We start from the raw sequence: 20,830 nt of genomic DNA on the forward strand, positions 1-20,830 counted from the left end.
ACGACAAAATCAGATAGATTTGTTAATATAGTAAAACACAAAACTTTTCGATATTTTTCCGGAAAGGAGGAGATTTTATGCAGCCTAAAACAGATGTACCGGAATACAGACAGTTGATGATTGACAAGCTGAGAGAGAACAATGTAGAGGAATTCCGTTCGCTGTTTTTTGAGCTACATCCATATGATCAGGCAAAATTTTTTCTAAAACTTGACCAGCCGGATAGAATGCTTTTATATCAAATTCTATCTCCGGAAGAAATGGCGAATGTTTTTGAAAATATAAGGGATGATAAAAACCGCTACAAATCGCTGCTTGAGGAAATGCATCCGGCATTTGCCGCCAAAATGATGGAATACATGTACGCTGATGATGCGGCAGATGTATTAAGTGAGCTGACAAAAGAGAAAATTTCCAGCTATTTAACCATCATGGACGCTCAAGCTGCCAAAAGCATAAGCGAGCTTCTTGATTATGAACAATTTACCGCAGGAAGTATTATGACAACTGAGTTCGTTGCCATTAATGCCAATTATACGGTGCGGTCAACGATGGACTTGCTGCGGAAAGAAGCTCCTGATGCGGAAACAATATATTATTTATATGTGATTGACGAAGAGAAACATCTTGTTGGCGTCCTGTCGTTAAGAGATTTAATTGTTCATGAAGACGATACTTTGATTGCTGACATTATGAAAAAGAAAGTCTACTCGGTATCTGTGGCGGATGATCAGGAAGAAGTAGCAAGAAAGATGAAGGACTACAATTTTTTGGCTCTTCCGGTTGTTGATTTTCAACATCGTCTTGTTGGAATTATAACTGTTGATGATATTATTGATGTGCTGGACGAAGAGGCTTCTGACGATTATTCGAAACTGGCCGCTGTCTCGGATGTAGATTCATATGATCCGAATGCTGTTTCTGCTGCCAAAAAAAGATTGCCATGGCTTATTATTCTCCTATTTTTAGGAATGTTCACCGCCGGCCTAATCGGCCAGTTTGAAGAAACGTTGAACAAAGTGGCAACTTTAGCGCTCTTTATACCATTAATTGCAGGGATGGCTGGAAATACAGGAACACAAGCTCTCGCTGTTGCCGTAAGAAGAATTGCAACAGGCGAAGGCACTTCCGAACGCGTGTGGAAAATTATTCTCAAAGAAGCTGGAACCGGCTTGATTACCGGAACAGTATGCGGAATTGTTGTTGCACTGACAATTTTTATTTGGAAGCAGAAATTTTTCTTAGGACTGCTAGTGGGTCTTTCCATATTGTCAACGCTGACTGTTGCGACAATTGCCGGGGCGTTTGTTCCTCTTGTCATGCACAGGCTTCGCATTGACCCGGCTGTGGCCTCCGGTCCATTTATTACAACGATTAATGATATGATCAGCATTTTGATTTATTTTGGCATGGCGACGCTATTTATGAACTATTTGCTCTAACAAAATTAGCTAAAGGAGGCGCAATATGGAATCACATGCAGTAACCTCTCTTGTCATCGTGCTGGTCGGCGCTTTTTTAACCCCGATTTTGCTGCATCGGTTCAAACTGGCATTCATTCCTGTCGTCGTTGCGGAAATTATTGTCGGATTAATCATCGGGAAAACGGGATTTAATTTAGTGCAGGAAGATGTATGGCTGTCAACTCTCTCAACGCTGGGATTTATATTTCTCATGTTTTTAAGCGGGCTTGAGATTGATTTCACCATTTTCTCCAAAGAGAAGAAAAAAGAAGAAAAGCTGCCCAACGGAAAAAAAGCTCCTCATACTTTTTTGGTTGCGTCAATTGTTTTTCTTGGCATTTTCGTTGTTTCATTACTTTTATCGTATTTGTTAATGTGGATGGGATTTATCCGCAATGCCTTTTTCATGACGTTAGTGATTTCAACGATTTCTTTAGGAGTAGTAGTGCCGACGCTGAAAGACGAGCAAATTATGAAAACAAACATCGGCCAAATTATTTTGCTGGTTGCTGTCATAGCCGACCTTGTCACCATGATTTTGCTGGCGGTTTTTGTCTCCTTAAACAGCGAAGGAGAAAGCAATACGTGGCTTCTGCTTCTTTTGTTTGCAGCAGGCGTACTGCTTTACTTCATTGGCAAAAGGTTTAAAAGTCGATCCTTTATTAAAACGATGTCAAAAGGAACGGTTCAAATTGGAACAAGGGCGGTTTTTACGTTAATTCTCGCACTTGTAGGTTTATCGGAAACGCTTGGGGCAGAAAATATTTTAGGCGCCTTCCTTGCGGGAGTTTTAGTCTCGCTTTTATCGCCTAATTCAGACTTGGTGCAAAAGCTAGATTCGTTTGGTTACGGTTTTTTAATCCCGATCTTTTTTGTCATGGTAGGGGTGGAATTGGATTTATGGGAATTGATCAAAGATCCGAACCTTCTTTTGTTAATTCCTTTGTTATTTCTCGCCCTCTTGATCTCAAAGTTTATTCCCGTTTTTGTGCTGAGAAAATGGTATGATACGAATACAACGATTGCGGCGGCGTTCTTGTTGACTGCTACTTTATCATTAGTTATTGCGGCAGCTGAAATTGGACAGCGAATCGAACTGATTGATAAGCAAATGGCTGACGCACTAATAGTAGTTGCCGTGTTAACAAGCATTATCACGCCGATAGGATTTAAAAAATTATTCCCTAAAAAAATGGCGGTGCAGCCAAAAAAGAAAATTGCTTTTATTGGTGCAAATCAAATGACCCTTCCAGTCACAAGAGAATTGGACAAAAATTTGTATGAAGCAACCGTATATCATACACAGCAAGACAAAATTGAAAACGGGACTGCTCAATCGGTGTTTAAAATTGAAGAATTGAAAGACTATTCGATAGAATCATTGAATGAACACCACATAATGGAAGCTGATATAGTGGTAGTGGCTACTGGGGATGAAGAAAGAAATGCGGAAATTGCGACATATGCAAAAGAATGCGGCGTAGAACAGGTCATCGCCTCTATTTCTTCCCCGGAGTTGGATCAAATATTAAAAGAAAAGGGGATCAGCGTATTTTCCGTCATGCTGTCAACAAAAACGCTGCTCAGGGCTTTGATCGAATCGCCTGGCGTTATGCGGATCTTAACAAACCAAGACAACTCTCTTTATCAAATTAATATGAATAACCGAAAATATGATGGAATGAAGCTTCGATACTTTCCGTTTACAGGAGATTGTATCTTTGTCCGGATTTTTCGAGGTGAAGATTCCATTGTGCCTCACGGCGATACCGAATTGAAAAAAGGGGACCGCTTGATTGTAACGGGTTCCCGCAAATATGTAAATGAGTTAAAAGATGAGCTGGAATTTAGTAAATAATATTTGCAAACAAAACAAATTGTGATAGCATGAAATTAGTATGAAAATTTAATAAGCATCCACTAGGGGAGCCTTTGGAAAGGCTGAGATTAAAGTGTTGACTTTAAGACCCTTTGAACCTGATCTGGATGATGCCAGCGTAGGGAAGTGGGAATTTGAAACATATGTCTGATATTCCATTACCACTTTCCAGCAAGGAAGGTGGTTTTTTATTGTTTCCAGTCTCACCCTTGGACAGCTGCTTTCCAGTTTTGAACCTTGAAAGACGAGTGTGAGCGTCTTTCTCATGAAAGGAATGTACAATGTTGGAGCTTCATGCCGTAACAGACGGAACAAAACCAGTTAACGAGCTAATACGCATAATTTTGTCCATATCAGATCATGTTGATTACGTTCATATACGAGAAAAAAATAAAAGACCATGTGAGATCATTCATCTCGTAGAACAGCTTTTGGCAAACGGGATAAGGAGAGAACAGCTTGTTATCAACGATCGGCTCGATGTTGCGCTCCTAACAGGCGTTCAAAATGTTCATCTTCCGGGAACCGGCCTGCCGGTAAAAAAAGTGAAAAGCGCTTTTCCGCAAATAAAAGCCGGTGTCAGCGTCCATTCATTAGATGAAGCGGTAAAAGCAGAAAAAGACGGAGCAGACTATTGTTTTTTCGGAAACGTTTTTGAAACGAACAGTAAAAAAGGACTTCCGGCAAAGGGAACAGATTTGCTTGGGAAAATCGTTGGACACGTCAATATTCCTATTATCGCCATCGGTGGGATCACGCCTGATAATATGCAAAAGGTTTTAGAAAAAAAAGCAAGCGGTATTGCCGTTATGTCCTATATCTTTTCTTCGAAAGATCCAGAGAGCGCTGCCAAACTTTTCAGGAAAGGGGAAGCTTTTTCAAATGAACGTTTTTGATGTTGGAATCATCGGGGGAGGGGTCATCGGCCAAGGGATCGCCTATGAGCTATCAAAAGCAGGGCTGAAGACCGCCGTGTTTGAAAGCGGCGAAATCGGAGGTAAAGCGACATCCGCTGCAGCAGGAATGCTGGGTGCCCATTCTGAAAATGAAAAAAGAGACATATTTTTTGAGCTATGCTTAGAGAGCCGAAATTTATATCCGAGCCTTGCAAAAGAATTATTGGAGCAATCTGGTGTGGATATTGAGCTTGTGCAGGAAGGCATGTATCGGCTTGCATTTACTGAGGATGAAGGCCGCTTTCTGCAATCGCTTGCAGATGAGGATGAGCTAGAATGGCATTCAAGGGAAAACGTACTGGCAAATGAGCCACATGTTTCTGAAGACATTGTGGGAGCTCTTTGGCTTAAGCATGACGGCCAAGTGAAAGGTTCATCTGTTTGCCAGGCATATGCGAAAGGCGCTAGAAAATATGGTGCATCTATTTTTGAACAATGTCCTGTTTTCGACGTGATTAAAGAGGGAAAAGCATACAAGCTTGTCACTTCCCAAGGAGTTTTTATATGTGGAAAAGTCGTCGTTTCAAGCGGAGTTTGGAGTGGCTTTTTCTTTGAAAAGCTGGGGCTGAGAAATCCAATGAAGCCCGTTAAAGGAGAATGCTTAGCCATAAAACCGAAAAAACTGGTGATCAACAAAACAGTGTTTTACGAGCACTGTTATATCGTACCGAAAAAAGACGGCACCGTTATTATTGGAGCAACTTCTTATGAAAACGACTGGGATACGCATCCGACAGTCAAAGGAGTATCCGAATTAATGATAAAGGTTCAGAAAATTATGCCAGAAATCGGGTCTGAACCGGTCGTTAGTGCTTGGTCGTCGCTCAGGCCGCAAACAGCTGACGGCTGGCCGTATTTTGCCGAGCACCCGGAGCATGAGGGAATCTTTTTTGCGACCGGTCATTATCGAAACGGCATTCTTCTAGCGCCGATTACAAGCTTGATCGTAAAAGACATGATTTTGAAAACGAATCAATATGAGCGTTATGTTCATAGCTTTTCTTTAAACCGATTGCTTTCTGATGCGAAAGGGAGGTGATGAAACGGTGAAACTTCGCATCAACGGCCAGCAGATGGAAGTGGAGAATAGTGTTCGAAGCATTGAAGATTTGCTGAACTTTTTTCAATTACAGGAAAGAATTGTTGTCGTTGAACGAAATGGTGAAATTGTTTCAAAAGAACAATACAGCTTCCAGACATTACATGATGGTGATCAAATTGAAATTGTCCATTTTGTTGGAGGGGGATGATGATTCATGTTAAAAATAGGAGATAAAACATTTCAGTCGAGATTAATGTTAGGAACTGGAAAATATCCGTCTTTTGAGATACAAAAAGAAGCGGTGGAGGCCTCAGGTGCTGAAATTTTGACATTTGCCGTCAGAAGAATGAATATTTACGAGCCTTCTCAGCCAAATTTTTTAGAAATGTTGGATTTATCGAAATATACGCTTCTGCCGAACACGGCCGGGGCAAAAACTGCGGAGGAAGCAGTCAGAATCGCTAAACTTGCTAAAGCATCAGGATTATGTGATATGATTAAGGTGGAAGTAATTGGAGATGATAAAACGCTTCTCCCTGATCCGATTGAAACATTGAAGGCATCAGAGATGTTATTGGATGAAGGGTTTATTGTTCTTCCATACACTTCAGACGATGTTGTTCTGGCGAAGAAGCTTGAAGAATTAGGGGTTCATGCCATCATGCCGGGAGCATCTCCGATCGGATCAGGCCAAGGAATTGTCAATCCTCTCAATCTATCATTTATTATTGAGCAAGCCAATATTCCAGTCATTGTTGATGCCGGAATCGGTTCGCCGGCAGATTGCGCACTCGCCATGGAGATGGGAGCAGATGGAATCTTATTAAATACAGCTGTTTCCGGTGCAAAAGATCCTGTGAAAATGGCGAAGGCAATGAAACTGGCGATTGAAGCAGGAAGACTTGGATATGAAGCAGGACGCATTCCGAAAAAACGGTATGCACAAGCAAGCAGTCCAACGGAAGGAATGTTAACGACATAATGGAACGATATTCTCGCCAAATCTTGTTTTCTCCTATTGGAGAAGAGGGACAAAAAAAATTGCTGAAAAGCCATGTGCTCATTGTTGGAGCTGGGGCACTCGGCTGCGCAAGCGCTGAAATGTTAGCCCGTGCTGGAATCGGCAAAATAACCATCATTGACCGTGATTATGTCGATTGGAGCAATCTCGGGCGTCAACAGCTGTATACGGAAGAGGATGCGAAACAAAAGCTGCCAAAAGCGGTTGCTGCCAAAAAACATTTGCAGGAAATCAATTCGAACATTTCGATTGAAGCGATTGTGGGCGATTTCTCAATTGATTTTATTGAACATGTAAAGGATGTCGACCTTATCATCGATGGGACTGACAATTTTGAAACGAGATTTTTCATCAATGATTTAGCGATGAAGCACGAAATACCTTGGATCTATGGGGCAGTAGTGAGAAGTTATGGAATGACCGTTTCCATCGTTCCGAAACAAACACCATGCCTCCATTGTATGCTCCAAGCGATTCCGTCTGACGGAATGACGTGCGATACAGTTGGCGTGATCAGCCCGGCGGTGCAAATCGTCGCCTCTTATCAAACAGCAGAGGCACTGAAATATTTAGTCAGCGGAGAGGTGTCCAAGAAGTTAGTTTCATTTGATGTTTGGACAAGGGAGCATTCTGCAGTGGACATGACAAAATTAAAAAAGGCCGACTGCCCATCGTGCGGACATCACCCGACATATCCATATTTGTCGGTTGAAAATGGATTAAAAACAGCGGTTTTGTGCGGAAGGAATACCGTACAAATACGTCCGCAGCAAAAACAGAAGATTTCGCTATCAGAAATTACCAATCGTTTGCGTCCGATCGTGAAAGACTTAAAAGGAAATGCTTATTTAATTTCCTTTCAGGCGGATGATTTCCGCGTTGTGCTTTTTCAAGACGGAAGAGCATTAATTCACGGCACTAAGGAAGAAGAGAAAGCAAAAGCTATTTATCAACGTTACTTCGGAGCTTAAATGGAGGTGTGTTTATGACCATCGGAAAAGCGTTGACGATTGCCGGGTCCGATTCAGGAGGAGGCGCGGGAATTCAGGCAGATTTGAAAACTTTTCAGGAGTTGGATGTATACGGAATGAGCGTGATCACGGCCGTTACGTCTCAAAACACATTAGGTGTTCATGGCGTCTACCCTGTTCCGATTGAAGGGGTGATCAGTCAGCTTGATGCAATTGCTGAAGATTTATCGCCAGATGCGGTCAAAACAGGAATGCTTTTTAATCAAGAAATCATCCAAATCGTCTCAAATAAAGTTCAAAAGCATGGATGGGAAAAAATTGTCGTTGATCCAGTAATGATTGCAAAAGGCGGACATCCATTACTTGAAGAGTCTGCCATCAACGCGCTCATCAACGACTTAATTCCGCTTTCGTTTATTGTGACGCCGAACATCCCGGAAGCGGAAGCGATCACGGGCATCGAGATAAAATCGTTTGATGATCGGAAAGAAGCTGCGAAAAAAATTTGCCAAATGGGAGCAAAGCATGTGATCATAAAGGGAGGACATCAGCCGTCGGGCAGCGAAATCATTGATTTGTTGTTTGACGGGCATGATTTTTATGAATTTAAAGGCAACTATGTCAACACAAAGCACACGCACGGAACAGGCTGCACTTTTTCTGCTGCGCTGACAGCTGAGCTCGCCAAAGGTAAAGACGTTATCGAAGCCGTAAAAACCGCAAAAGAGTTCATCCATCTTGCTGTAGAAAATGCGCTAGGCATTGGAGGCGGCCACGGTCCTACCAATCATTGGGCATATAAAAGAAATTTAGCTGCTTCGAAATAACATAAGCCGGACATATATGTTCTGGCTTTTTTCTCTTTTGTCCTTTATAATTATGATCAGGTATTAATAACTTGTAATAATGTTTAGGAGGATTTTCCATGAAATTGAATTTGGAAGGCCGAAACATTGTGGTCATGGGTGTTGCAAACAAGCGAAGCATTGCTTGGGGAATTGCCCGCTCTTTGCATGAAGCAGGAGCAAGATTGATCTTTACATATGTGGGCGAAAGAATGGAGAAATCGGTTCGAGAGCTTGTAGATTCGTTAGGACGGGAAGATTATCTCGTGCTGCCTTGTGATGTAACAAAGGATGAAGAAATCGAGCAGTGTTTTGAAAAAATTAAAAGCGAGGTTGGTGTGATTCACGGTATCGCTCATTGTATCGCCTTTGCGAATAAGGAAGAGCTGAGCGGTGAATATTTGAACACAACAAGAGACGGCTTCCTGTTGGCCCACAACATCAGTTCTTATTCTTTAACGGCGGTTGCGAAAACAGCCCGTCCTTTGATGACAGAAGGCGGAAGCATTGTTACATTAACTTACTTGGGCGGTGAGCGAGTCGTTCAAAACTACAACGTAATGGGAGTTGCGAAAGCGTCATTGGATGCTAGCGTGAAATATTTGGCGAACGATCTAGGTAAAGAAAATATTCGCGTCAATGCCATTTCCGCTGGTCCGATTCGTACGCTTTCGGCAAAAGGTATCAGTGATTTTAATTCAATTCTGAAGGAAATAGAAGAACGTGCTCCGCTGCGCCGAACCACAACACAAGAAGAAGTTGGAGACACTGCGTTGTTCCTGTTCAGCGATCTTTCCCGCGGCATTACAGGGGAAACGATTCATGTTGATTCAGGTTTTCATATTTTAGGTTATTAAGTTAGCTGAAAAAGATTAATCTGTGTGCGTTACTCGCACAAGATTAATCTTTTTTTATGGCAGGATAAAATGAAATTTTGCTGTCAGCTTCAAGGTGCCACTATTTCAAGCCGTGAAGCTTGGATTTATTGTTGATGTTCTGTTACGACTTTTTGTGTCAATGTGCAGCGATTTTCAAATGCTCTTTTGTCATAAGAAAAAGTTAGATTTCCGTCATGATTTCATTCTATCGTGTCATAAAATAATGAGAGAAATCATATTAGAGGGTGGCGATCAAACTTGATTAAAAAAGAAAAATTAGAACCTTTGATGTATATTGTCCAGCCGAATATAAAAAAACCTGAAGTGACCATGCAGTCGACGTTATTAAAAAAAATTGCAAATAATTCTAAGCAAGCGGTAAAGAGTACATGGACGAAAGAAGAGATTTATAAAAGAAGAAGAGAATTGGCAAATATGACGATTCATGAAAAGATTGATTTCTTTTCAAGTCTTCCGGAGCATGTGTATAAAAACGTATGTGAAATTAAAACAGTAGAGAAAACATACAAAGGAATTATTTTGTCAAAGGAAAACGATGTCGTTCAAATCCGTACATTTGATCAAAATGAACCTTTGAAAATAAAATCGAAAAGTATTTTAGACATAAAAGTGTTAGGGAATTAAAATGGAGAACTCGGTTATGCCGGGTTTTTTAATTTTATTTGAACGCTTTAAATATTCAAAACATATGTTGGTGAAGGAAAGGAGAATTGATTCCATGGAGTGGTATTGGTTTTCATTTGTTCTCACTGCATTGGCATCTTTTCGATTAACGAGAATTATAGTGTTTGATAAAATCGCTTCATTTTTGCGGGCTCCTTTTTTAACAATTGTGGAGGAAAAAGGGGAGACAGGAGAAACCGTTTCTTTTTTCAGACCGAAAGGAAAAGGACTTCGATTGTGGATCGGTGAGCTTTTAAGCTGTTATTGGTGCACAGGAATATGGTGTGCCGCCATTTTATTTTTTGGAAATGAATATTTATACGCCATTTTCCATCCAATTACGGTCATATTAGCGATCTCAGGTTTGGCTGGAATTATTGAACATTTGCTTGATTAGCGCCATTTGAAATGAACTGTTTACCGGAATATCTCCGGGAATTGCATCGTAAAGGAAGTGAAAGGTTTTGAAAGGCGTCATTTTGGCAGGAGGAAAAGGGACGAGATTGAAACCATTTACGAATGTAATCAATAAACATTTACTTCCGGTTGGAAAATTCCCAATGATATGCTGGCCGATTTCAAGGTTGAAAGAAGCAGGAATTAAAGATATTTTAATTGTTACTAATGAAGAACATCTACCACAGTTTTTCAAAATTATTGGAAATGGAGAAAGTTTAAATGTAAATATCCAATATACGATTCAAAAGGAGCCAAATGGAATTGGAGATGGTGTTAGAAAGGCTGAATTTTTTACGAATGGCGATCCATTTGTGCTTTTGCTGGGGGATAACATTTTTGAAATGAATTTAAGCTCATTTTTGAAATCTTTTGAAAAGAGCGGGAATGAAGCTCATCTCTTTTTAAAAGAAGTGGATGAGCCGTCGAGATATGGCGTTGCTTTTTTGGATAAAGAAAAAAAGGAAATCACGGATTTAGTCGAAAAACCGACCTGCAGCAAGTCCAATTTATGCATTACAGGCATTTACTTGTATAAACCGGTTGTTTTTCACGTGCTCAACGAGATCAAGCCGTCTTTAAGAGGAGAATATGAAATTACAGATGTAAACCGAAAATTTTTGGAAAAAGGAACGATCGGTTTTTCCTATGTGGAAGGGTTTTGGTCAGATGCTGGCACGTATGAATCATGGGTGGATGCCAATCTATTTGCTTTTCATCAAATAAATAGCAAGGTGTGAGATGATGAAGCCGAAGGTTTCCATCATTTTAACGAGCTATAACAAGCCGGATACGGTTCATCTAGCGATTGAAAGCGTGCTTGCCCAAAAATATGACAATTGGGAGCTATTGATCATGGACGATCATTCCAATGATAAGACAAAAAGAATTATAAAAGGCTTTTTGCAAGATTCACGAATTCAATATTTTGACAGCGGCATTCGAGATGAGGATCGACATAAAACAACACGTTACGCAACATTGATTAATGAGGCGTTGGAAAAAGTATCCGGCGACTACATTTCTTATTTAACAGATGACGACATATATTTGCCGGAACGGCTTTCTGAAATGACAACTATTTTAAATAACAGTCCATCTTATGGTGTTGTCTATTCAAAACAGCTTGTCCGAAAAATTGATCAAAGCGGAAGAACCGTGTATGAAAAAGTGCGGGAAACAAACGGGATATTAACAAAACCTCAAAATCTTGTTGATCATTGTTCGGTGATGCATCGAGCTTCACTGTTGCCGCTCATACTGGCGAAATACGGTTCATATTGGGACGATTCGCCTGAATATTGGCATAACGGTGATGCTGCTTTTTGGGCCCGTTTGGCAGAATGGTCACCATTTTATCCTATTCCAAAAGTTTTGGATATATGTTTAAAAACACCTGATTCATTTCAAGAATTGAACGCATTCATGCCGAAAGAATTGCCGACTGGGCTGGTTGTCCTCTCAACAAATGAAAACACATTTTTAATTGACGGAAACATAAGGCGGAAAATCGATGAGGCAGCCTTTCGAATGTTAAAATATGATCGAAAACAGCTGGTAAAAGTACATGATCCATTGCTTTATCAATATCGTGAAGGGGCCCCTATTGAAAAATCTGTTTTTTCCAATGCCAAATTGTTTCCAAATTATCGTTTCATTAAATGTGGGAAAAGTATTTTTTATACAGAAGGGGGATGCGCCAGGCCGATTGAGTCGGCCGATGCTTTGCGGAGATTAAAGGCAGACTTAAAAGATTTCATTCTTGTAGCGCCTGACATGTTGGAAGATTTTCAAATTGGCAAGCCTATTTCGAGAACATTTGATCAAAAAAACCCGATTCCGGAAGGAAAATTGTTTTTGTATAAACGGCATTTTTTTATTAGTGGAAATGGTGAACTTAAACCAATGGAAGCAAAGGTCCTCCGTAAATTAAAATACGACAAATCGCTTGCCATTCCATTAAGCAAATATGAATTTGCTTCATTTCCCAAAGGCGAATCATTAAAATGGGAAGTTGTCCGCTGGAAAGATAAGAATTGAGAAGCAATTTGAACTAAAATGTTTATAGTTTCAAACATTAAAGAAGGGGCTGTCCAGAAAGTCAAAATCCATTGAAAACGACATAAGCATTGATATATCAACGTTTCTAAAACATTAAAGGGGCGTCTATAAGCCGGAAAATCGACTTATTATTAGACAGCCCCTGTGTTTAATTTTAAGGAAAAATATTTCGGCATTCTTTATCCAAAAATTGTGGAAGAAACCGGAATTTTTGACAGGATCAGCTCGTTTTTTCCGGTTTCTTACACCTGAAAGACTTGGTCAGCGCCTTTCTTATAGATGCATGCTTTCAATTGCAGCAATGGTGTATGGATTTCGGCATTCTCTAAGCGCTTCTCTACACTCGCGCCGTTCGCTTCGACAGATGCTTAATGGTTCCCTGCATTGGCGCAGTTCGTTTCTGATCTCCCTTAACGTTGCTCTTTCCTGCCGTAATTCATTTCGGCATTGAATCAGTTCAGGACTCGGCAATTCTTTCACCCTCCTATTTAAAATAGTTTACATTTCTTCTCTGCATTCTCGTAATTCTTCTCTGCACTGTGCTAATTCTTCTCTACAATCGATTAGCTTTTGCCGGCATTCAAGTAGTTTATTTCTTGTTTGCTGCTGCGATAAACGTGTTTGTTCTAATTTTTCCCGGCACTCTTCTACAGTTTGTGGCAAAGCATACCCCTCCTATTTATAAAATTAGGAAGTGCGCTCAGATGGAACTTCCTAATACTATACGTATATTCAAAGTCGATCAAAAAGTATAGTCATTTATAATTATTAATTAATTTTCACAAGCCTATTCTTTTTGTTTATATCCAAGATGTTTAAGCATTTTGATAAAAGATTCACCATATTTTTCAAGTGAAAATTCGTGTTGAATTAAATTCAGACCGTTTTGAACCAATTTTGAACGGAGAGGTGCATTAGTTAACATATCCTTTGCTTCTAAAACCGCTTTTTGAAGGCGGTTTTTTGGGATGATTTTTCCTGTCCGATTATGAATGACAAAGCTTTTCACTCCGTCTGAATCTGTACATAGAACGGGACATTGGCAGCTCATCGCTTCCAACGGAGCATATCCGAATCCTTCTAACAGCGATGTTGAGCAAAAAAAGCCTCCTGATTTTGCGATTTTAGAGTAATAGATTGGCATTTCACCATGGGGGATATTTGCGAACATTTTTACATGCTCTGTTAGCTCGAGACGTTTCAGCCACCTTGCGAACTGTTTTCTTTGTTCATCCATGCTTAAAGTGGGGTCCTCAAACATCCATAATTCAATGTCAAATTGTTGATTTAACAAATGTCTCCCAAGGCGGAGAAAAAGTTTCCAATTTTTGTTCTCCTCTATTCTGCCTACCCACCCTATAATCCTTTTTTGAGGAGCTTCCACTTCTTTTTTGGAGAATAACTTCGTATCGATGCCGTTATGAAAGCTATAAAGCTGTTTATCCGGAAAAGCTTTCTTTATTTTTGTAATTAAGTGGGATGTGTTGGGGGATAAAATGGCAGCGGCATGTTCTTCAACGAACGGTTTAGCTTTTTTTAACAGTTGATCGATTTCTGTTCCAAACCCTTGAATGTCATATACGATCTTGCCGTTAAAGCCTAGTTTTCTAATTTTTGACAAAAAAAGGTAGTCTGCACAAACAAAAATCAAGTCGTATTTTTCTATTTCAAATATCCGCTTAATCTCTTGTTCATCATTGGTGACAAACGCTGTCATTCCGCTTGCCTCTATATTTTTCCATCCGGAACCTTTTGTTAAATATAATGCATGGCTTTCGACCCCGTATTTTTTTAAAGCGGCAAAACGTTGACGATTCAACGTTTCGACGCCGCTTCCCGCAATATAAAAAGTAAACAATATTTTCATGCGAGATACGCCCTTTCTATTTCATAAAATTCTTAAAAAAAGAAAATGTAAATATTTAAAAATCCGCTGTTCTCCATCGCCAATGTCTGTTCTTATATATAATTTTATGAAAAACGGCATGATACTTGCTCTATCACTTTAAGGATTCCTTCTTTCAGCGCCTAAATCTGTTTATTCAAGGCGGTTTACTCAAACAAAAATCTATGCCTTGCGTAAAATACTGTGAAACTCGAAACGAGGTGTTGCTTTTTGAAAGTCGTGATAATGGCTGGAGGACAAGGTACAAGATTTTGGCCTTGGAGTACAAAGGAAAAACCTAAGCAATTTCTTCCGCTCACCAAACAGGATGAAACGATGCTAGAGCAAACATATAAACGTTTTTCCGGGCAGATGCCGGTTGAAAATATATATATTATTACTACAGCACAATATAAAAATTTGATAAAAGATCAATTGGGCATCTCTGATGAACAGATCCTCATCGAACCCGCCCAAAGAGATACTGGACCATGCATGGCTTTTTGCGCTCGAACATTTTTAAAAAAACAGGATGATGAAGTATTTGCTGCTGTACCTGCAGATCACTATATTCCAGATGCTAATGAGCTGTTAAAGGCTTTGAAAGCTGCCGAAAAAATAGCTTGCAGGTCTAATACGATCGTGACGCTTGGCATAAAACCGGATAGGCCGGAAACGGGTTATGGCTACATTCAATGCGTGAAGAAAGAGGATTCGGTATTCAGGGCGAAAGCATTTATTGAAAAACCTTCCTACGCTCTGGCAAAAACGTTGTATCAAATGGATCATGTTTTTTGGAACAGCGGCATTTTTATTTGGAAACCATCGACCATTGCGTACTATATGGAAAAGTTTCAACCTGAATTGTGGGAGCCGTTTACGAAAGACGATGAGCATGTCCAAAAAGTGTATAAGTCCTTGCCGAAAATTTCAGTTGATTATGCCATTTTAGAGAAAGCGGACAACATTTACACAATTTCTGTTGACTTACAGTGGAATGATGTAGGGAAATGGAGTTCATTGGAACATTTTTACTCCTCATCAGAGGAAGAAAACATTTTGATAGGGCAAGTCACAGCCAGTGATGTAAAAAATTGTCTTGTAAAAGTCGATCAAAAGCATGCGTTATTGATTGGAATTCAAGATTTGATTGTCGCTTCAACAAAAGATGGTCTCTTAATTTGTCATAAATCAAAAGAACATGAAATCAAAAGGTTGTTAAAGGAACGAGATGACGGAACATGAAAATTGCGGTAAACATGATTCAATTTTGGTCAGGAAAAATGGGCGGGATGGAGCAGTTTGCTGCCAATTTAATAGAGGGAATGTCTAGAACATCTGAGCATGAATTTTATCTGTTTCTGAACGAATTTCAGATGCATTTGTTCAACATCGAAGGATGTAATGTAAAAAAATTGAGCGTTTCCATGAACAATTCTACGGAAAAACAGTTGAAGACTTGGATTGATCAATTAAACATTGATGTTTTATTGTGCCCATTGTTTACAAGGTTTCCAAAAGTTGTTCACATTCCGGTTTGTGTTTTAATTCCCGATGTTCAGCATGAATATTTTCCGGAGTTTTTTCAACAAAGTGAAAGGGAAAAACGCAATCGCGATATAAAAGATGCCCTCGAACATGCCGACCGCATTATAACGATTTCAGATTTTTCTAAACGGACAATAATCGAAAAATTCGAAGTAAATAAAAAAGAAATAGATGTCATTTATGGAGATGCTCCGAAAGAGTTTCAGCAGCCTATCAGGAAACAAAAAATCGAACGCATCAAAAAAAAATATCAGCTTCCGGTTGAATTCGGTCTATATCCAGCCAATTTCTGGCCTCATAAAAACCATCTGAATCTGCTGAAGGCGTTATCCGTTGCAAAAAAATACCACAACTATTCAATATCCATTGTTTTTACAGGTTATGAAAAAGCTGATCTTCAACAGTTTGACAAAATCCAAAGTCTCGTTCAAAAGCTGCAATTAGACGAACAAATCTCCTTTTTAGGATATGTGCCGAAAAAAGATATACCGTATATGTATCATCTCGCTAGTTTCCTCATCTATCCTTCTCTTTTTGAAGGATTTGGCATTCCGTTAGTTGAAGCGATGAAAACCGGTACCCCCATCGCCGCAGCAAACGCCGGGAGCATACCGGAAATCGTCCAATCAGCGGGACTTTTGTTCAATCCGTATGATCCGAACGATATAGCAGATAAACTCGTGAAAATAATGGATGTAAAGATAAGAAAAAAGGTGATTGCGAAAGGAAAAGTCCGCTCAAAAAATTTTTCATGGGATAAAAGCGGTCAAAAATTGCTTGAAATCTTTCATCAAATAAAAAATCATTGATTGGTGAAGTCCCTATGTTTTCGGTACCATTCAATCGTTTGCTGCAAACCTGTTTTTAAATCGGTTTTGGCTGAAAAGCCAAATTTTTCTTTTGCCAAACGGATATCCAACTTCCTGCGGGGCTGTCCGTCCGGTTTCGTTTCATCCCATAAGATGTCTCCTTCAAACTCCGTCAACTCTTTAATTAAATGAGCGAGCGCTTTAATAGATATTTCTTTCCCTGTTCCGATATTGACAGGCAGTCCCTCGTCATAAAGTTCCGTCGCCAATACAATTGCACATGCAGCATCTTTCACATAAAGAAATTCTCTCGTTGCATGGCCGGAGCCCCATAAAACAATGTGTTCGCTTCCTAGTTCTTTTGCATCCAAACATTTGCGGATGATTGCGGGAATGACGTGGGATGTTTCTAAATCGAAATTGTCCCATGGACCGTATAAATTGACAGGGATTAAAAAGATGGAATTAAAACCAAATTGCTTTCGGTAACTTTGAGCTTGTACAAGCAGTGCTTTCTTCGCTATGCCGTAAGGTGCATTTGTCTCTTCAGGATAGCCGTTCCATAAGTCTTTTTCTTGAAAGGGAACGGGTGCAAGCCTAGGATAAGAACAGACTGTGCCGACAGTGACAAACTTTTTTACGCCGAACCTTCTTGCTTGTTCCATTAATTGAACACCCATAATTAAATTGTCATAAAAAAACGTTGCCGGTTTTTTTTGATTGGCTCCAATGCCGCCGACAACAGCTGCTAAATGAATGACAATGTCTGTTTTGAAATCTTTGAACATATTGATAATGTCGCTTTCTTTTCGTAAATCGTAGTCGCGGCTTCTTGGAATAAAGATATTTTGGCATCCTCGTTCTTTCAGGCAGCTGACAACATGTTTTCCAAGAAAACCAGATCCTCCAGTCACAATGATCTTTAATTCTTTTATGTTCATGTATTTTCATCCTTTTCTTGAAAGTGTGCATCAGGAAAATGTTGATGAACCCACTTCGTTATTTCACGAGCTCCTTTTTCAAAATTTTGGTAAAATTCCCATTCCTTTTTGGATAGAGGAAGGAGATGGTCCAGCCGAAAAATTGTTTCTCCTGCGTAATACTGGTCATGAGGCCGTTTCAATTTCACTTCAATTATCTCCCTGTTTTTTATGAAAAGAGGAATCACAAGTTCAAAAGATCCTTTTCGAATAGTTGAATGATAAACCGTTTTTCCATTGTGGACAATCTCAATGCGGCATGTGCGAAATTTTTTTAATTCACCTTTAAATAAAATGGCTTGAACAGGCTCTGAAGGATTGGAATTGATCGTCGCGGAAAAACTTGGAAGGTAATCTACCTTCTTTGACAAATGTACTTTTGAACTTTTTCCAAGCAGCGAATATTTTTTAAATAAATACAGAAATTGGTAAGACCCTTTGTGCCGGAAATGGTTGAGAAAAAAAAGAATCCATTGTTTGGACACTGCCCCAAAATGCTGTTTGAGCGTTTCGATAATTTCAGGAAAGCCGGCATCAAACAGTTTCGCACCTGTTTTGCTGTTTGCATAAAATCGGGTGTTTGCTAAATATTTATTTAGAAACCCAAACGTTTCTTTCCTTTTTGCCATTCGAATCCATAAATCGTAATCCATGCAAAAATCAAGATGTTCATTGACCCCGCCGGCACGATCGAAAGCTGTTTTTTTGATAAATGCTGCCGGCTGGCATATGAAACAAGAATGAAATAATTGATTCATAGTAAAAGGACGAACAGGATAGGAGCGGATGATTTCGTTTTTTTCATTTATAATAAACGCTTTTCCATACACAACTGTCCACTCTGGATGTTGCTCAAATGCTTTCACTGCGTTTGAAACAGCATTCTGGCAATACGTGTCATCGGAGTTCAGCCAGCCGATGATGTCCCCTTTAGCCAAATTCAGCCCTTTATTGATTGCCTCTGACTGTCCATTATCCGGCTCAGAAATATACCGAAATCGCAAGTCTGTTTGGCGGTATTTTTCTAAAATGTCAAGAGTTCCATCCGTTGAACCGCCATCAATGACAATGTGTTCCAATGAGAAATAATCTTGAGACAGCACGCTTTGTATTGTGTCTTCGATAAAATGAGCTTGATTGAGAGATGGAGTGATAATGGTAACATGGGGAACTGTTTGCATCATGTACCTCCTCAAAAAAATTTAAGATCATAAAAAGCCTATCTATATATATGGGTGAACTTCTTCATATGTGAGAGATGGAAATATGGTCAAGTCCAAATTATTGTGTAAATTCCCCTTTGATGTTTTTTGCAAAATAAAAGTGCAGAGAATTGCAAAATCCTTATGCAGTGATATGCAATGGGGCTTTACATGGAGGAGGAGCCATGATAACCTTTTTTGGTTTTGCCAAAACTGTTGAAGCTGGCGCTTGGCTAAAGAATCATGGCTACAGAGGATCCATGTCAAGCCCTTGATGGATAGATCACATATATGTATATTTATTCAAAATTTTGATAAAGATATACTGCAACACTCTGTATTTTTTTTTCTTGCAGAAAACACCTTTGATAGAAAACATGGACCTGATGGCTTGACGTATAGAAGGTAAGTCCGGCAAGTCTCCCAGCCGGTCGCCTTCCCGGACAAACAATCATGTTGTCAAGGAACAGACGTGCCAAGGAGTTTTGCGGCATATCTCGCTTCGCTCCGATATTCCATGTTCTCCTTGACACAGCGAAGGGGTTATCCTACTCTCTTGATCGCCGAAGCCTTCTGATTCACCGATCGAGCTTCTTGCTCTTTCATTTTCCGCCACTGCCAATATTCGGACATATCCAAGTATTTACGTCCGGACATCCATTTTTCGTCAATTTCGATCAACACGGCACCAACGAGGAGGTACACCGATTCCCAGTTCGGAAAGATGCGAATCACCCGTTCTCTACGGCGGATTTCTTCGTTCAGCCGTTCTACCCAGTTGGTCGTGCGCAGGTGCCGCCGCTAATGGTCCAGTTAGTCCAATGCAGCTGTGGCGTCTTCAAATCCTTCTTCGAGGATCTGCATGGCTTTTGGCACTTTTTCCTCCCATTTGGCCAGCACTTGTTCCAATAGCAGCCATGCCCCGTGCAAAAGTTCATCATTTCCAGTAATATGATTTTGAGCCATTGTTGTATTCCTCCTTATGTGTAGTGTTTTGTCCACAGTTTATTCTACCAAAGGGGAAACAACATGGCTCTTTTTCTATTTCCTTTTTACACAATTATATGGACATAACTGAAAATAGGCTGATCATTTATACGCTTTTCTTTTTAAAACATATATTGTTAGCACGTAGAAATGGCTTTTGATATGGATGGGGATGATAACTTGAAAAAAGCGTTGATTACCGGTATAACTGGGCAGGACGGATCTTATTTAGCCGAGTTTTTGCTGAAGAAAGGATATAAAGTATATGGATTAAAAAGGAGAAGTGCAACGCCAAATCACCAAAATATTGAACATATCGAAAAAGAAATTGACATGATTCCCGGTGATGTACAAGACTTATATTCTCTTATTCATGCAATGAAGATTGCCCGGCCTGATGAAGTCTACAATTTAGCTGCTCAATCATTTGTCGGCGATTCATGGCACCAGCCGTTTTTTACAGGCAGTGTGACTGCACTGGGTGTCGTCAACATGCTTGAAGCTGTAAGGAACGTAAACCCAAACGCAAAATTTTATCAAGCCTCAAGCAGCGAAATGTATGGGAAAGTGGCTGAAGTACCGCAAACGGAAACAACCCCTTTTTATCCAAGGAGTCCTTATGCTGCTGCAAAAGCATACGGTCATTGGATTACTGTTAATTATCGGGAAAGCTATTCTCTTTTTGCCTGTTCAGGCATTTTATTTAATCACGAGTCGCCAAGGAGAGGCCTTGAATTTGTTACACGAAAAATATCAGATGGGGTGGCGAAAATTAAACTGGGCTTGGAAAAAGAACTAAGGCTTGGGAATTTGGAGTCCAAAAGGGACTGGGGATTTGCCGGTGACTATGTGGAAGCAATGTGGCTGATGCTTCAGCAGGAAAAACCTGATGACTATGTCATCGCCACCGGAGAAACCCATACAGTAAAAGAATTTGTCAATATTGCCTTCAATCATGTCGGTCTTGATTGGCGAGAATTTGTCATCCAAGATCCAAAATTTTTCCGGCCTGCTGAAGTCGATTTGCTGCTTGGCGATGCGACAAAAGCGAAGAAAAAGCTCAACTGGAAACCGAGAGTATCTTTTGAAGAGCTGGTAAAAATGATGGTTGACTATGATTTAGAAAAATATTCATCACAGTTAAAAAAAGTTAATAGGTGAAG

Annotated in this window: 21 protein-coding genes, 1 pseudogene and 1 riboswitch; of the genes and pseudogenes, 16 read left to right on the top strand and 6 right to left on the bottom strand. The window is 39.9% G+C overall.

Annotation, left to right across the window (positions count from 1 at the left end; genetic code table 11):
* Positions 1 to 77: 77 nt before the first annotated feature.
* The 13 genes from mgtE to NSQ41_RS05515 all read left to right on the top strand — a co-directional run bounded on the left by mgtE (position 78) and on the right by NSQ41_RS05515 (position 12,235).
* Complete coding sequence (gene mgtE / locus NSQ41_RS05455; RefSeq protein ID WP_339211171.1) at positions 78 to 1,442, top strand: magnesium transporter; 1,365 nt, start codon at positions 78 to 80, stop codon at positions 1,440 to 1,442.
* Positions 1,443 to 1,467: 25 nt separating this feature from the next.
* The gene (locus tag NSQ41_RS05460; RefSeq protein WP_327847686.1) at positions 1,468 to 3,321 is read left to right on the top strand and encodes a monovalent cation:proton antiporter family protein; all 1,854 of its coding nucleotides are present in this window, start codon (positions 1,468 to 1,470) and stop codon (positions 3,319 to 3,321) included.
* 54 nt (positions 3,322 to 3,375) lie between these two features.
* Positions 3,376 to 3,484, top strand: a riboswitch (TPP riboswitch).
* A 139-nt stretch (positions 3,485 to 3,623) separates the two neighbouring features.
* Positions 3,624 to 4,238 carry a thiazole tautomerase TenI gene (tenI, locus tag NSQ41_RS05465; protein ID WP_339211173.1) on the top strand — a complete coding sequence of 205 codons (615 nt, stop codon included), beginning with the start codon at positions 3,624 to 3,626 and terminating at the stop codon, positions 4,236 to 4,238.
* The gene (gene thiO, locus NSQ41_RS05470) at positions 4,225 to 5,337 is read left to right on the top strand and encodes a glycine oxidase ThiO (protein WP_339211174.1); all 1,113 of its coding nucleotides are present in this window, start codon (positions 4,225 to 4,227) and stop codon (positions 5,335 to 5,337) included. Before tenI ends, thiO begins: the two co-directional genes overlap by 14 nt.
* A 7-nt stretch (positions 5,338 to 5,344) precedes the next feature.
* Positions 5,345 to 5,548, top strand: coding sequence for a sulfur carrier protein ThiS (thiS, locus tag NSQ41_RS05475; RefSeq protein WP_339199181.1), 204 nt, complete (start codon positions 5,345 to 5,347; stop codon positions 5,546 to 5,548).
* Between the two features lie 6 nt (positions 5,549 to 5,554).
* Complete coding sequence (locus NSQ41_RS05480; protein ID WP_066248317.1) at positions 5,555 to 6,322, top strand: thiazole synthase; 768 nt, start codon at positions 5,555 to 5,557, stop codon at positions 6,320 to 6,322.
* Positions 6,319 to 7,332, top strand: coding sequence for a thiazole biosynthesis adenylyltransferase ThiF (locus NSQ41_RS05485; protein WP_063387505.1), 1,014 nt, complete (start codon positions 6,319 to 6,321; stop codon positions 7,330 to 7,332). Before NSQ41_RS05480 ends, NSQ41_RS05485 begins: the two co-directional genes overlap by 4 nt.
* A 14-nt stretch (positions 7,333 to 7,346) precedes the next feature.
* Positions 7,347 to 8,159 carry a bifunctional hydroxymethylpyrimidine kinase/phosphomethylpyrimidine kinase gene (thiD, locus tag NSQ41_RS05490; RefSeq protein ID WP_063387506.1) on the top strand — a complete coding sequence of 271 codons (813 nt, stop codon included), beginning with the start codon at positions 7,347 to 7,349 and terminating at the stop codon, positions 8,157 to 8,159.
* Between the two features lie 98 nt (positions 8,160 to 8,257).
* A complete protein-coding gene (fabI, locus tag NSQ41_RS05495; RefSeq protein ID WP_063387507.1) occupies positions 8,258 to 9,034 on the top strand; it encodes an enoyl-ACP reductase FabI in 777 nt (258 codons plus the stop codon).
* A 279-nt stretch (positions 9,035 to 9,313) separates the two neighbouring features.
* Positions 9,314 to 9,700, top strand: a complete 387-nt coding sequence (locus NSQ41_RS05500) for a CotO family spore coat protein (RefSeq protein ID WP_339211178.1) — start codon at positions 9,314 to 9,316, stop codon at positions 9,698 to 9,700.
* A 94-nt stretch (positions 9,701 to 9,794) separates the two neighbouring features.
* The gene (locus NSQ41_RS05505; protein WP_339199969.1) at positions 9,795 to 10,136 is read left to right on the top strand and encodes a DUF1360 domain-containing protein; all 342 of its coding nucleotides are present in this window, start codon (positions 9,795 to 9,797) and stop codon (positions 10,134 to 10,136) included.
* Between the two features lie 67 nt (positions 10,137 to 10,203).
* Positions 10,204 to 10,935: a sugar nucleotidyltransferase gene (locus NSQ41_RS05510; RefSeq protein ID WP_339199188.1), complete on the top strand. Its 732-nt coding sequence runs from the start codon at positions 10,204 to 10,206 to the stop codon at positions 10,933 to 10,935.
* Between the two features lie 4 nt (positions 10,936 to 10,939).
* Positions 10,940 to 12,235 carry a glycosyltransferase gene (locus tag NSQ41_RS05515; protein ID WP_339211180.1) on the top strand — a complete coding sequence of 432 codons (1,296 nt, stop codon included), beginning with the start codon at positions 10,940 to 10,942 and terminating at the stop codon, positions 12,233 to 12,235.
* 294 nt (positions 12,236 to 12,529) lie between these two features.
* On the opposite strand, the gene NSQ41_RS05520 is transcribed toward NSQ41_RS05515, so the two are convergent.
* The 3 genes from NSQ41_RS05520 to NSQ41_RS05530 form a co-directional block, all read right to left on the bottom strand.
* Entirely contained in the window at positions 12,530 to 12,727 is a 198-nt protein-coding gene (locus tag NSQ41_RS05520; protein WP_339199195.1) for a hypothetical protein, read from the bottom strand.
* A gap of 27 nt (positions 12,728 to 12,754) precedes the next feature.
* Complete coding sequence (locus tag NSQ41_RS05525; RefSeq protein ID WP_339199198.1) at positions 12,755 to 12,919, bottom strand: hypothetical protein; 165 nt, start codon at positions 12,917 to 12,919, stop codon at positions 12,755 to 12,757.
* 124 nt (positions 12,920 to 13,043) lie between these two features.
* Positions 13,044 to 14,123 carry a glycosyltransferase family 4 protein gene (locus tag NSQ41_RS05530; protein ID WP_339199201.1) on the bottom strand — a complete coding sequence of 360 codons (1,080 nt, stop codon included), beginning with the start codon at positions 14,121 to 14,123 and terminating at the stop codon, positions 13,044 to 13,046.
* A gap of 258 nt (positions 14,124 to 14,381) precedes the next feature.
* On the opposite strand from NSQ41_RS05530, the gene NSQ41_RS05535 reads away from it, so the two are divergent.
* The gene (locus tag NSQ41_RS05535; RefSeq protein ID WP_339199971.1) at positions 14,382 to 15,386 is read left to right on the top strand and encodes a sugar phosphate nucleotidyltransferase; all 1,005 of its coding nucleotides are present in this window, start codon (positions 14,382 to 14,384) and stop codon (positions 15,384 to 15,386) included.
* Entirely contained in the window at positions 15,383 to 16,498 is a 1,116-nt protein-coding gene (locus tag NSQ41_RS05540) for a glycosyltransferase family 1 protein (protein WP_339199204.1), read from the top strand. Before NSQ41_RS05535 ends, NSQ41_RS05540 begins: the two co-directional genes overlap by 4 nt.
* Here NSQ41_RS05540 and NSQ41_RS05545 read toward each other — a convergent pair.
* The 3 genes and pseudogenes from NSQ41_RS05545 to NSQ41_RS05555 all read right to left on the bottom strand — a co-directional run.
* Complete coding sequence (locus NSQ41_RS05545; protein ID WP_327862821.1) at positions 16,492 to 17,439, bottom strand: GDP-L-fucose synthase; 948 nt, start codon at positions 17,437 to 17,439, stop codon at positions 16,492 to 16,494. The two genes, NSQ41_RS05540 and NSQ41_RS05545, sit on opposite strands and share 7 nt — an antisense overlap.
* Positions 17,436 to 18,659 (bottom strand): glycosyltransferase family 2 protein, encoded by a 1,224-nt coding sequence (locus tag NSQ41_RS05550; protein ID WP_339199208.1) that lies wholly within the window; start codon positions 18,657 to 18,659, stop codon positions 17,436 to 17,438. The genes NSQ41_RS05545 and NSQ41_RS05550 overlap by 4 nt, the downstream gene beginning before the upstream one ends.
* Positions 18,660 to 19,223: 564 nt before the next feature.
* Positions 19,224 to 19,601, bottom strand: a pseudogene (locus NSQ41_RS05555) (transposase); the annotation flags it as partial.
* Between the two features lie 246 nt (positions 19,602 to 19,847).
* Here NSQ41_RS05555 and gmd point away from each other — a divergent pair.
* Positions 19,848 to 20,828, top strand: coding sequence for a GDP-mannose 4,6-dehydratase (gene gmd, locus NSQ41_RS05560; RefSeq protein ID WP_327862823.1), 981 nt, complete (start codon positions 19,848 to 19,850; stop codon positions 20,826 to 20,828).
* The last annotated feature ends 2 nt before the right edge of the window (positions 20,829 to 20,830 follow it).

The sequence above is a fragment of the Aeribacillus sp. FSL K6-8210 genome (genome assembly GCF_037963925.1).
GTDB classification, from domain to species: domain Bacteria; phylum Bacillota; class Bacilli; order Bacillales; family Aeribacillaceae; genus Aeribacillus; species Aeribacillus composti.